We start from the raw sequence: 12,271 nt of genomic DNA, 5'->3' as shown, positions 1-12,271 counted from the left end.
TATATATTTAATAGCTATACACCTAATGAATACGGTGGCTAAATGCCAATTTATCATAAACAAATGATCAGGATAGACGCTGTACGCCCGGCAGTTCGCAGGCGTAGATGGCATTGCGCAGGGCGGCGATCGCCTCATAACGCGTGAAGCTGCGCCGCCACGCCAGCACCACCCGGCGCTTGGGCGGGTCGCCCTCAAACGGCAGGTATTTCACATACGGATCTTCATCGCGTTTGCGCCGGGGTTTGAGTGCCAGCGCCTCTTTGGGCACGCTCAGACGCGGCACCAGCGTAACGCCCATGCCGGCCGCGACCATGTGCTTGATGGTCTCCAGGGAGGAGCCTTCAAAACTCCGGCGGATACCCTCGGCATTGGTAGAAAAACGCGCAAACTCCGGGCAAACCTCCAGCACATGGTCGCGAAAACAGTGTCCACTGCCCAGCAACAGCATCGTCTCTTGTTTGAGTTGTTCGGTCGTGACCTGAGTCTGCGCGGCCAAGGGATGATTGGCCGGCACCACCGCCAGAAAGGGCTCGTCATACAGCGGCGCAATCGCCAGCCCGGCATCCGGGAACGGCTCGGCCAGAATGGCGCAGTCAATTTCACCCGTGCGCAGCATCTCCAGCAGTTTGACGGTGAAGTTTTCTTGCAGCATCAGCGGCATTTGCGGTGTGTGGCTGATCATCTGGCGCACCAGATCAGGCAATAGATACGGGCCAATGGTGTAAATGATGCCCAGCGTCAGCGGTCCGGCCAACGGGTCTTTGCCACGCTTGGCAATCTCCTTGATGGCGCTAGCCTGCTCCAGCACGCTTTGCGCCTGGCGCACAATTTCTTCACCCAGATGCGTTACCGTGACTTCATTGGCGCTGCGCTCAAAGAGCTTGACATCGAGCTCTTCTTCGAGCTTCTTGACAGCCACCGAGAGCGTTGGCTGCGACACATAGCAGGCCTCCGCCGCCTTGCCAAAGTGGCGCTCACGCGCCACGGCCACAATGTATTTGAGTTCGGTCAGGGTCATGGCGCTATTGTCCTACCAGTGAGCCTCAAACACAGCACAGGGGTCAACGCACGACTCAGCGCGGCATCCAGGCGCCACACGCCCAGCACTGCTCGAAGCCGCCCTCGACCAGTTCGCCGCAGTTGCACTGCCAGCGGTGCTGTGGCACGTGCTGCAGGTGGTACAGCAGCTCGCGCGCCCGCGGCTCTTGCGCCGCGTCCTGAATCCAGACCTCGGGCAAGCACTGGTCGGGCGGCAGCTCACCGGCCACGCTGCTCAGATATTGGCGCTGCACGCTGGCGGCAATGCCTTCCACCTGAAGCGCATCAGCCCACAGCGTGGCAATAGCAAGGTTGGGGGCTTGGGTCAGACGCAGCATGGAGCCTTGAGCATAAGGGATTCACGACGCGCCTTCCTGAAAGCGGCGCAAAGCCTCAAGGCAGCTCGATCACCAGGTCAGGCCGAAAGGCCGCTTGTTCATTCTTGCTGGCGTAGCCCAGGGGGTTGGCCACCACGCGACAGGCAAACGCCCGCCCCTCTGCCTGACCCTCGACAACATAGTCGTTGGCGCAATGCAGGTGGCCGTGCAGCCAGAGCTGCGCACAGGGCAGCAGGTCATCGAGCCCATTGCAGAAACCGGCCGTGCCAGGCGTCAAGCCATAGCGGGCGTCGGCACTGCGCAGACTCGGTGCAAAGTGCGTCACCACGACGGTGCTGCCGTCAAACGGCTGGCGCAGGGCCTGGCGCAGCCAGTCCTGGGATGCAAGCGACAACTCCCGAATGGCGTCGGCCAACATCGGCATGCCCTGGTGCAGGGTGGTGTTCTTGCGCAGGTAGTAATCTGCCGCGCGGTACGCCTTTTGGCGCAGTTGCATCTGCCGGGTCAGATCAGTTTCAGCGCCTGCGAACGCGTCAAAATCGCTCCACAGCGTCGAGCCGATGAAGCGCACCGGGCCCAGGGTCAGCACTTCACGCTCCAACCAGATGATGCCAAGCTGGTCGCAGGTGTCACGCAGCCTGGCATAAGTCTGTTCATAGTCCAATCCGTCATATTCGTGATTGCCAGGAACATAGAGAACTTTGGGCCAGGGCGAGCCCGGCTGCAGCGGCGAGAAGCGCCTCAAGCCGAAATCGGTCCCGGTCAAATGGGAGCCGGCCTGGTAGGAGCCGATATCGCCCGCCAGTACCAACACGTCAACGTCTGGCGCCGGTGTGACCACAAAGTCGGGGCAGCGCTCCAGATGAAGATCAGAAATTAACTGTAGTCGCATGATGGGGAGTCTAAGGGCGAGGCCCCTTGCGTCAACACGGGCCAGCGGGCGCGCCTCAGGCGGCGGGCAACACGATGTCCAGCTGGGCGCCCCCCGCCTGCGCCCGCGACAGCGTCAATTCGCCTTGATGGCTGGCCACCAGATCGCTGACCACCGCGAGACCAATGCCGTGTCCCGGCACTTGTTCGTCAAGCCGCACGCGCCGCTGCAGCACCGCTTGTCGGTCACCAAAACCGGGGCCATCATCGGTCACGCGAACGCTCAGGCGCCCGGCCTGCAGCCAGAGCCGTACCGACACCGTGTGACGGGCCCACTTGGCCGCGTTGTCCAGCACATTGCCCAGCATCTCGAAGGCGTCGCCTTCGTCAATGCGCCAACTCAGCTCGGGTGGGCAGTCGAGTTCAAAAACCAGCTGCTTGTCGACGTAAACCTTGGCCAGCGAGTCGCAAACCCGCTGCAGAATCGGCGCCAGCGCCAGCCGTGGTGCAAAGCGCGCGGCCCCGCTGGCGCCGGCTCGCCCCAACTGGTGCCCAACAATGTCGTCCATGCGGCTCACCTGCTCTGCCACCAGCGTGGGCAACTGGCTGGGCTCCGGCAAGGCGGCCCGCAACACCGCCAGCGGCGTCTTCAGGCTGTGCGCCAGGTCATCGAGCGCATGCTTGTAGCGTGTTTGCCGCGCCCGTTCCTGATCGATCAAGGTGTTGAGGTTGTGGGTCAGGCCGGCCAGCTCACGCGGGTAGCGCCCCTGCACCCTGGTCTGTTCGCCACGCTCAATATGCTGGATTTCCCGCGTCATGCGCGCCAGCGGCGCCAGCCCCCAGCGCAGCAGCAGGGTCTGGGTGAGTAACAACAACAACCCGGTGCCCCCGAGCCAACGCCACAGCGTGCCCTCGAAGGCTGCCAACTCGCGATCCAGCACCGTTTTGTCTTCCAGCACCGAAAAAACCAGTGTCGCCGTATGCGCTTTATCCGACCACTTGACTGCGTAAGTAGCGGCCAGAAACGCCGCGGCGGTTTCTGACTTGTCGCCACGCTGCGCCGGCGGTGCCACCAGCGTCTCAAAGCGCCACTCACCCGTGGCCAACCGGCGCTGAAACGGCGGATTGAGTCCCAGGGTCGACGCCGATTGCCACTCTTCCCCCCGATCCGCATTGGCAATGTTGGCGTACAAGCCCGATGCGGGCACCGACAGACGCGGCTCGGCCAGCGCGGCGGGCATCAGCAATGCGCCCTGGGCATTGAGTTCGGCGCCCGCCATCAGCAGATAAATAGTGGCTTGCAGACGGGCAAAGCGGGCGGCGCGCACGCTGTCGGCATGCGCTTGTTGCACCGCCCAAGCAGCCCCGGCCAGAAAGGCCAGCAACACCAGGGCGGCACCCCACACCAGGCGCGCGCGAATGGAGAGTCTGGAGAGCGGCGCCATCACTGCAGCGCAAAGCGGTAGCCGCGCCCGCGCAGGGTCTCGATCGGGAGCAGCGTGCCGTCCGGATCCAATTTGCGCCGAAGCCGCCCGATCAGAACCTCCAGCACATTGCTGTCACGGTCTTCATCGTGCGGATACAGGTAGTCCGACAGCTCTTGCTTGGGCACCACCCGGGCGCGCTCGCGCACCAGATATTCCAGCACCCGGTATTCAAAGGTCGTCAATTGCAGTGGCACATCGTGCAGGCGAGCGCTCTGACCCGAAAAGTCGATACACAACGCGCCCAGCGTGAGCACGTCTGACGCCGCTTTGAGCGAGCGGCGCAGCAGTGCTTTGACGCGTGCAGCGAGCTCCGGGTATTCAAAGGGTTTGACCAGATAGTCATCGGCGCCGGCTTCGAGCCCCTGCACCTTGTCTTGCCAACTGCCGCGTGCAGTCAGGATCAAAATGGGCAGGGTGCGGCCTTCGGCGCGCAGCGTTTGCACCACCGTCAGGCCGTTTACCTTGGGCAAGCCCAGATCGACAATCGCCAGATCCAGCGGATACTCGCGCGCCTGAAACAAGCCATCAGCACCGTCGGCCGCCTGGTCCACGCGGTAGCCATCGGCTTCCAGCTGGCGCTTCAGACCCAGTCGCAATACCGCATCGTCCTCGATCAACAGCAGGCGCATGAAAACTTATCGTTCAATATGGCCTACAGCACGCGCCCGCTGGCGGCGTCGATCAGGATCACCTTGACTTCACCCCGAGCGCTGAGCACTTTCACGCGCCAGACCGGTCGCCCGCCGCGCTCGGTCATTTCCACCGCCAGAACGCGAGCGCCACTGGCTTGCTGCGCCACCGCCGCTGCCTGATCGCGGCTGACGTCGGCCCAGGCCGCAGGGCCCAAGGCCATCAGCAAAACGCAGAGCAGGGTAGAAAACGATTTCATGGTGAAAAGAAGTTACAGGTGACAGACCCCGGCCATGGTACTACCGCCGAAGACGGCTGGCCACGGCTGATGATTCCCGCGGCGCTTCCTTATTGCTCAATCGGCTGCACCGTCACATGCACCGGCAGGCTGTTGCCCGGGTTGCTGCGCATCACCGTGGTGTATTGCTGGCCGCGGTATTCATAGGTCACGCGGTAACCGGTGATGCGTGTTTGCGGGTCATACACGGTGCGGCAGCGCTTCACTTCGCGTTGCCCATCTTCATACTGCGAATACTGTGGGCCTTGGTCCCGATTTTCAAGCCGGTCGCCGGTGATGGCGCCCAGCACCACGCCAAGAGCCGTGGCCGCGTCTTTGCCACTGCCACCGCCGATCTGGTGCCCAATCACACCACCGGCCAGGCCACCAACAATGGCGCCGCCATATTGACGATCTTGTGATTGGTAAACGCCGCGGCGGGGTTCGTTGATCCATTGACTGCTGCACTCATTGCGCGGCACATTGATACTTTCGTATTGCGGCTCTGCGCTTCGAACACGCGCGTTGTCGGTGAAGCTCTGCGCCTGGGCGCCGAGCAAGGTGGTAGCAAACAAACTGGCAATGACAAGACGTTTCATGGAAAGCTCCTGGGGTTGGTATGGAGCGTAGTTTGCTTGCGCGTGTATGAACACAAGCTGAACAGGTTCAAGAAAGCTGGGATCTGCCAGTGTCACTTGCATCCCGCCAGCCGGGGCACACCGGCCGCCACCGGGGCGGTTACGCCTTCAAAAACTCCGCCTTGCCTCCAAGCCAGCGCAGCAGGTGTTTCTCTGCCAGCGCCGGATGTTGATCGAGCATGACGGGCGCCAGTTGGCGCGCCCACTGCAGCAGCGCGGTGTCGGTTGCCAGATCGGCAAAACGCAGCATGGCAGCACCGGATTGGCGTGCCCCCAGAAACTCGCCGGGGCCGCGAATCTCCAGGTCGCGCCGTGCAATCTCGAAGCCATCGTGGGTCTCGGCCATGGCTTTGAGACGGGCCCGCGCCGCCTCGCTCAGACGCAGTGCGTCACCGGTGGAGTACAACAGCACGCAGGCCGATGCCGCCGCCCCGCGCCCGACCCGGCCACGCAACTGGTGCAGTTGCGAAAGGCCAAAGCGCTCAGCATGCTCGATCACCATCAGACTGGCATTGGGCACATCGACACCGACCTCGATCACCGTGGTGCTGACCAGCAGCCCCATCTGGCCGCTGGTAAAAAGACTCATCACTGCTTTTTTCTCCGCCACCGGCATGCGCGAGTGCAGCAGGCCAACCATGGCGCCGGGCAAGGCGGCGCTCAACTGGGCGTGGGTCTCGGTGGCGTTGCTCAGGTCCAGCGCTTCACTCTCTTCAATCAGCGGACAGACCCAGTAGACCTGCCGTCCGGCATCGAGCTGGGCGCGGATGCGCGCAATCACCTCCTCACGCCGCGCGTCGTTCACCACCTTGGTGATGATGGGGGTGCGTCCGGGCGGCAGCTCGTCAATGGTGGAGACATCAAGATCGGCGTAGTAGCTCATCGCCAGCGTACGCGGAATCGGGGTGGCGGTCATCATCAGCAGATGGGGTTCCAAACCGGTCGTTCGGGCGGAGCTCGACCGGTCCTGCGCTTGACGAAGGCTTGAGGCCGCAGCCAGCCCTTCGACCAGCTGAGGGTGATCGGTTTGCGTCGACAACTTGCTGCGCAAGGCCAGCCGCTGTGCCACACCAAATCGGTGCTGCTCGTCGATGATGGCCAGTGCCAGGTTTTTGAACTGCACTTTGTCCTGAATAACAGCATGGGTGCCAATCACCAGACCCGCTTCGCCGCTGGCAATCAGCGCCAGCATCTCGCGCCGTTCTTTGGCTTTCTGGCTGCCGGTGAGCCAGGCGACTCTGATGCCCAACGGTTCCAGCCAACTCACCAGCTTGGCAAAGTGCTGGGTGGCCAGAATTTCGGTCGGTGCCATCAGCGCGCATTGCCAACCAGCGTCGATGCAAATTGCCGCCGCCAGCGCGGCCACCACCGTCTTGCCAGAACCGACATCGCCTTGTAATAGCCGATGCATCGGCACCGGCCGCGCCAGGTCGTGCGCGATTTCTGCACTGACGCGGTGCTGGGCGGCCGTGAGTTGAAACGGCAAGGTTGCCAGCAGGCGATTGCGCAGCGACCCAGGTAGGCCAGGCTTCAGCCTGGCATCTCGGCGGCTCGCCGCATGAGCGTCGTCCACAACGTCATCCAGCGCCTCCGAGTGCAGCACCGGCGCGCGCAGCCGCGCCCGTTCGCGCTTGGCCTGCAATTGCGACAACTGCTGCGCCAGCAGCTCCTCGGCTTTGAGCCGTTGCCAGGCCGGGTGGCTGTGGTCTTGCAGCGTGGCGAGCGCCACTTCAGGCGTCGGATTATGCAAAAATAATAGCGCATTACGCATATTCCACGCCGGCTGCAGGCCGATTTCACATAAATTCTCCAAGGGCACGGTGTCGGACAGCTCCGCCCGCGCCACCCCGCCCTGCACCGCCCGACGCAGGTACGCCTGTGGCAAACCGGCTACCGTGGGGTAGATCGGCGTTAGCGCCACTGCCAACTCGCCTCCAGCCGATTTAAACGCCGGATGCATCATCGTCAGGCCGCCAAAGCCACCCTTGACCTCGCCACGCACCCGGATGCGGTTGCCCACCGCCAACGCCTTTTGGATTGAGGGATAAAAGGTGAAGAAACGCAGCAAGCAGGTGCCAGTGCCGTCATCGAGCGTCACCAGCAATTGGCGGTGTCCGGAAAGCTTGACCTCGCAATGGGTCACCACACCTTCGACCTGCGCCACCTCGCCCTCACGCACCTCGCTCAAACGCACGATGCGAGTCTCATCCTCGTAGCGCAGCGGCAGGTGCAACGCCAGATCAATAGCGCGCTCCAAGCCGAGCTTGCGCAGGGCTTTTTGCGGGCCGGTCAGTGGCCTAGGTAATTGCGGGACAGTGGGCAGAGACATCCGTCGATTTTGCACAAGAAAGACCTGTCAAGCCTTGCCCCTGCCATTTTTGATGGCCAGGCGGTCCACACTACACACCTAAGCCGGACGAGCCGGAACCAAACAAGTAATACCATGCCACTTCATAGCTAACGGGGCACGATCATGGAAACACAACTGCTCAATCGTTACGCGGTCAACATGCACGGTGTGCTGTCGTGCTACGACCGCATCGTGATCACCGGCACCCTGCCTGGGGCGTGCTACGCGGCGGGGATGAGCAGTTTTTTGTACAGCAAAGGTGTTCGTATTTTTGACTACGCGCAGTTCGCGGAACCTTTGCGCGAGCGCATCCGGGTTCGAACTCAAGAGGTCTGCGCGGCTGCCGGGCTTGAGGTGGCGCATGTCAGCAAGAGCCGCATCCGCAAGGAAGAACTGGTGCAGCGCGTGCTGGCCACACGGGGCGATGCCCCTGGCTTGGTGCACGTAATATCGGCCATGGAGGCCTGCCCGAGCTACCGGCCCTGGCACGACAAAGTCAGCGGCAAGACTTACTTGCGAGGTGACACAGGCAAGTGCCTGCACTACTACTTTTACTTCATCGACGAGGCGCTGGGCCTGTGCTACCTGCGTGTTCCCACCTGGGCGCCCTTTGGCCTGCAGTTTTACTGCAATGGCCACAGCGTGCTGGCCCAATCGCTCAAGCGCGAAGGCATTGACTTTGTGCCGGCCGACAACGCCTTTTTGCGCATTGACAATCTGCCTCGCGCCCAAGCGCTGGCCGACGCCTTGAGCCCGGACATGCTGCACCAACGCCTGGACGTCTATGCCCAATGGCTGTGCCCGGTACTCGATGTATTTGGGCAAAGCTACCACTGGAGCATTCGGCAAATCGAATATTCCACCGACCTGATGTTCAAAAGCTCGGAGATTCTGACGCCTTTGTACGATAGTTTGAGCCGCCAGTCGGTGCTGGCGGCCGATGCGCCACGGGTAGCGGGGTTTCTGGGCAAGAAGATCACGCCCGCGCTGGCGCAAGAAATTGGCTCTCGCCTGTCCACCCGCATCGAGGGGCGCTGCATCAAGCACTGCATGGGTTCGGCCAGCGTGAAGGTCTACGACAAATTCAGCCGTGTGCTGCGCATTGAAACCACCGTCAATGACGTCTCTTTCTTCAAGCACCACCGCAGGGTGGAACACCGCGACGGGCACAGCACGCGCGAGCTCGCTGGCCTGAAAAAATCGATCTACAGCCTGATTGACTTGCGCGATATCTTGCTCGGCTGCAACCAGCGCTACCTGGCCTTTCTGGGCAGCCTGGATGACCCGAGCTCGGGTCAGCGGGACTTGGCAAGGCTGAGCCAGTCCCGGGTGCAGGCCAACACGCAGCACCGCGTCAAGGGACTGAACTTCTTCAACCCTGCCGAGCAAAGGCTCTTGCAGACCTTGCAGCATGGCGAGTTCAACATCCACGGCTGGCGCCGCGCCGACTTGGTGGCACTCGTGCCGCTGTCGGCCTCGGCACTGTCGCGCCAGTTGGCTCGTCTGAGAACGCTTGGCCTGATCAAAAAAGTGGCTCATACCTATCGCTATTACCTCACCTGTTTGGGTCGCGCCGCCATCGCCGCCGCTTGCTCTCTCACCCGCTTCAACATCATTCCAGCCATGGCCGGTTTGCATTGAATTCTTCTCACAAAATGCAAAGACATAGCTTGTTAGTGACTAACGGGGATGTGCTGGTGGCTGAGACCAATGCGCCGCCCAAGCCCGAAGACGCCAAGGGCATCAAGGGCTGGCTGACCGGCTTGGTGATGAAGCGGGCCGGGGCTGCTGTGCTCAGCGCCAACCGCATCACCTTGCTGCGCGATACCGATGGCGACGGGCTAGCGGACCAGCGCTCGGCGCTGCTGGAGGGGCTGAACTCGCCTTTTGGCATGGCGCTGGTGGGCAACGTGCTTTACGTGGCCACCTCCGACGCTGTGCTGCGCTTTGCATACACAACCGGCGACACACGCATCAGCGTGCCTGGCGACAAGCTGATCGACTTGCCTGCGGGTCCGATCAACCACCACTGGACCAAGAACCTCATCGCCAGCCCGGACGGCAGCAAGCTCTATGTCACCGTGGGCTCGAACAGCAACGTGGCTGAACGAGGCATGGCGGTAGAGACGGGGCGCGCCGCCATCTGGGAGGTGGACATCAAGAGTGGTACGCACCGGATTTTTGCATCCGGCCTGCGCAACCCGAATGGACTGGCATGGGAGCCTCACAGCGGCGCGTTATGGACGGTGGTGAACGAGCGCGACGAGCTTGGCAGCGACCTGGTTCCCGACTACATGACCTCGGTGCGCGACGGTGCCTTCTACGGTTGGCCTTACAGCTACTTCGGCCAACACCTCGATGAGCGGGTGACACCACAGCGGCCCGATCTGGTCGCCACGGCGATTGCACCTGACTACGCCTTGGGGCCTCACACCGCCTCGCTCGGCCTGGCGTCCTCGGTCGGTACCACGCTGCCGCCAGCCTTTTCCAATGGCATGTTCATTGGCCAGCACGGCTCATGGAACCGTCGGCCCCACAGCGGCTACAAGGTGATATTTGTACCCTTTCAAAGCGGCCAGCCCGTCGGTGCACCGATTGACGTGCTAACGGGCTTCCTCAGTGAGCAAGGCACTGCCTTCGGCCGCCCCGTGGGTGTGGCGCTTGACAGGCAGGGCGCACTGCTGGTGGCCGATGATGTGGGCAATGTGGTCTGGCGTGTGAGGGCAGAGCGTTAGCGGTCAAAAATGCTCGAATTTCAGGTCGACTGGCGAAACGCCATGATGGCCTGATTGCGCAGTGTTCTGAGCAAGGCCAGCTCTTTTTCATCGAGCACCAGCCCGCCCTTGTCTGCCTTGTCGGCGTAAATCAGGCCAAAGGGTCGGCCCTTGATGTTCACCGGCAACAGCAAGAAGGTCGGCGCGTTGAACAGTTCACGATACCAGGCCGGCAGACGAGAGGTGATGGTCGCTTCGCTTGCGTCCCGGATCATGGTGTCAATACCCTTGCTGCACACCAGCGCAAACAAATCGGGCGGCGTGGTTTTGAGCGACACGTTAAATTGTTTAACCAGGTGCTCGACACCCTGTCCCAAACCAAAGCGACCGGACAGTGTCTCGGTTTTTGGATCACGCATGCAAAAGATGATGCGCTGAAAGCCCATGGCCCGGAACATGGTTTCCAGGATCATGCGCAAGACATCACTCAGTTGGAAGTCCTCCACCAGCGTGTTGGTGATGTCTTGAATGCCCGCCGCCAGAATCTGCGCCACCTGTTGGGTATCGCGCGCCTCAACTTCGTTCGCTTGCGCAAGGACCGCCTGGGTGGCTTGCAAGGCCATCGGATACAGCGAATCAGACGCTTGGTCGCCTGAATTCGGGTACGGGCCGTCAGGCTCTGCGGGCGCCTTCAGCAGTTTGGCGGCAGCCGAGCCGGGCAGCACCTTGATGTCCATGACGCTGGCCATCTCGATCAATTTTTTGCGTGCCACGATTGTTGCCACCTGCACCTCGCTGTTGCTCACACCCAGGGCTCTGGCATAGCGCTTGCCGAGCTGCGCCAGTTGCCCGTCGACCGCCTGAGGATCGGCGTGCAGCATCACGTCGGCCATGTCATTGGCGGCCAGGGCCAGCCAGCGCTGACGTTCCACCCCGTCCACCAGCGTGCGCGTGGGTGGCTCGCCGCTGGGCTTGTGCATGCAGCGCTGCAGGTCCTCGGGCAAACCCCAGGCTTTGGCGACCCCGACACCCAGCGCCTCAAAACTCAAGCCCAGCACGCTGACGGACGCGGTCGTCTCGCTTACCGGCTGGTGGCTGGTTTCGGTAAGGCCGCGTATGGTGCGCGCTTCTTCCGGAAAATAGAACGCTGCCAGCAAGCGCCCCAAGTTATGAAACATGGCGCCAAGAAAGGCTTCCTCCGTGCCCCGCATCCCCGGGCAAAGCTCACTGGCGATCGAGCCGGCCATCAGGGAACGCAAAAATTCTTCTCTCAGCACATGGGCATGGGCTTTGTCCTGCATGTGTTCCAACAGCACCAGGCTAAGCGCCATGTTGCGAATGCCGTTAAAACCCACCAGGCTGACCGCCCGTGACACCGTGCCGATGCTGCTGCCGCGGGCGTAATGCGCGCTGTTGACCAGACGCAGCAGTTTGTTGGTCAGGGCCACGTCCTTCAGGATTTCATTGGTGACACTGTTGATGCTCTCTTTTTCTGAACTTGCCATGTTCTGGATGCGCAGCACCGCATCCGACAGCGCCGGAAAATCGCTCTTGTGGCGCATGCGCCGCAACAAAAACGCTAGCGTGCTGTTGTTGCTGGCAGCGCCCGCCCCGGCGTTTTGTCCGGCTTTGGCGGCCGCCACGCCCGACCAGTTGGCCAACTCGTCACGAAACACCTGCGCGCTGGAATAACGTTGCATAGGATCACGCGCCAGAGCCCGCATGACCACCGCACGCAGCTGATCGTCAACATCGCCGCTCAAGTCGGGCGACAGCGTGAACTGCTCGTGCAGCACCCGGTAAATCCAATAGGTAATCCCCCGGCTGTGCCGGGGTGACAGTAGAAGTTTGACATTTGCATTGGTATGGATGTCCATCGCAGAAACTTCCAATCGTGAGCCGCCAAGCAAACGAAAGGAAAAAACT

The 12,271-nt window shown here is 61.8% G+C and carries 11 protein-coding genes; 2 read left to right on the top strand and 9 right to left on the bottom strand.

Annotation, left to right across the window (positions count from 1 at the left end; all coding sequences use genetic code 11):
• Positions 1-67 precede the first annotated feature (67 nt).
• The 8 genes from WA157_RS10095 to recG form a co-directional block, all read right to left on the bottom strand.
• A complete protein-coding gene (locus WA157_RS10095) occupies positions 68-1,021 on the bottom strand; it encodes a LysR substrate-binding domain-containing protein (RefSeq protein ID WP_318666066.1) in 954 nt (317 codons plus the stop codon).
• 55 nt (positions 1,022-1,076) lie between these two features.
• Positions 1,077-1,379: a putative signal transducing protein gene (locus tag WA157_RS10090; RefSeq protein WP_422620823.1), complete on the bottom strand. Its 303-nt coding sequence runs from the start codon at positions 1,377-1,379 to the stop codon at positions 1,077-1,079.
• A 55-nt stretch (positions 1,380-1,434) separates the two neighbouring features.
• A complete protein-coding gene (locus WA157_RS10085) occupies positions 1,435-2,271 on the bottom strand; it encodes a metallophosphoesterase (protein WP_422620822.1) in 837 nt (278 codons plus the stop codon).
• 55 nt (positions 2,272-2,326) lie between these two features.
• On the bottom strand, positions 2,327-3,694 hold the full coding sequence (locus WA157_RS10080; RefSeq protein WP_422620821.1) for an ATP-binding protein: 1,368 nt from the start codon (positions 3,692-3,694) through the stop codon (positions 2,327-2,329).
• Positions 3,694-4,365 (bottom strand): response regulator transcription factor, encoded by a 672-nt coding sequence (locus WA157_RS10075; RefSeq protein WP_422620820.1) that lies wholly within the window; start codon positions 4,363-4,365, stop codon positions 3,694-3,696. The genes WA157_RS10080 and WA157_RS10075 overlap by 1 nt, the downstream gene beginning before the upstream one ends.
• Before the next feature lie 23 nt (positions 4,366-4,388).
• A complete protein-coding gene (locus WA157_RS10070; RefSeq protein WP_422620819.1) occupies positions 4,389-4,625 on the bottom strand; it encodes a PepSY domain-containing protein in 237 nt (78 codons plus the stop codon).
• An 89-nt stretch (positions 4,626-4,714) separates the two neighbouring features.
• Complete coding sequence (locus tag WA157_RS10065; protein WP_422620818.1) at positions 4,715-5,242, bottom strand: glycine zipper 2TM domain-containing protein; 528 nt, start codon at positions 5,240-5,242, stop codon at positions 4,715-4,717.
• Between the two features lie 139 nt (positions 5,243-5,381).
• Positions 5,382-7,610, bottom strand: a complete 2,229-nt coding sequence (gene recG, locus WA157_RS10060; RefSeq protein WP_422620817.1) for an ATP-dependent DNA helicase RecG — start codon at positions 7,608-7,610, stop codon at positions 5,382-5,384.
• A gap of 144 nt (positions 7,611-7,754) precedes the next feature.
• Between recG and WA157_RS10055 the strand changes: the two genes are divergently transcribed.
• On the top strand, positions 7,755-9,272 hold the full coding sequence (locus tag WA157_RS10055; RefSeq protein ID WP_422620816.1) for a MarR family transcriptional regulator: 1,518 nt from the start codon (positions 7,755-7,757) through the stop codon (positions 9,270-9,272).
• Between the two features lie 14 nt (positions 9,273-9,286).
• Positions 9,287-10,366: a PQQ-dependent sugar dehydrogenase gene (locus WA157_RS10050; RefSeq protein ID WP_422620815.1), complete on the top strand. Its 1,080-nt coding sequence runs from the start codon at positions 9,287-9,289 to the stop codon at positions 10,364-10,366.
• Positions 10,367-10,386: 20 nt separating this feature from the next.
• Here WA157_RS10050 and WA157_RS10045 read toward each other — a convergent pair.
• Positions 10,387-12,271: HDOD domain-containing protein (locus WA157_RS10045; RefSeq protein WP_422620814.1), on the bottom strand; the 1,885-nt coding region annotated here is incomplete at its 5' end.

Source organism: Rhodoferax ferrireducens (assembly GCF_049302455.1).
Taxonomy (GTDB): domain Bacteria; phylum Pseudomonadota; class Gammaproteobacteria; order Burkholderiales; family Burkholderiaceae_C; genus Rhodoferax; species Rhodoferax ferrireducens_B.
The sequence above is the reverse complement of the archived record's forward strand: the minus strand, read 5'-3'. Positions and strand labels throughout refer to the sequence as shown.

Excerpts from the sequence above, each read along its gene's own strand:
- WA157_RS10095 (WP_318666066.1), bottom strand. The coding sequence starts at position 1,021 with ATGACCCTGACCGAACTCAAATACATTGTGGCCGTGGCGCGTGAGCGC.
- WA157_RS10090 (WP_422620823.1), bottom strand. The coding sequence starts at position 1,379 with ATGCTGCGTCTGACCCAAGCCCCCAACCTTGCTATTGCCACGCTGTGG.
- WA157_RS10085 (WP_422620822.1), bottom strand. The coding sequence starts at position 2,271 with ATGCGACTACAGTTAATTTCTGATCTTCATCTGGAGCGCTGCCCCGAC.
- WA157_RS10080 (WP_422620821.1), bottom strand. The coding sequence starts at position 3,694 with ATGGCGCCGCTCTCCAGACTCTCCATTCGCGCGCGCCTGGTGTGGGGT.
- WA157_RS10075 (WP_422620820.1), bottom strand. The coding sequence starts at position 4,365 with ATGCGCCTGCTGTTGATCGAGGACGATGCGGTATTGCGACTGGGTCTG.
- WA157_RS10070 (WP_422620819.1), bottom strand. The coding sequence starts at position 4,625 with ATGAAATCGTTTTCTACCCTGCTCTGCGTTTTGCTGATGGCCTTGGGC.
- WA157_RS10065 (WP_422620818.1), bottom strand. The coding sequence starts at position 5,242 with ATGAAACGTCTTGTCATTGCCAGTTTGTTTGCTACCACCTTGCTCGGC.
- recG (WP_422620817.1), bottom strand. The coding sequence starts at position 7,610 with ATGTCTCTGCCCACTGTCCCGCAATTACCTAGGCCACTGACCGGCCCG.
- WA157_RS10055 (WP_422620816.1), top strand. The coding sequence starts at position 7,755 with ATGGAAACACAACTGCTCAATCGTTACGCGGTCAACATGCACGGTGTG.
- WA157_RS10050 (WP_422620815.1), top strand. The coding sequence starts at position 9,287 with ATGCAAAGACATAGCTTGTTAGTGACTAACGGGGATGTGCTGGTGGCT.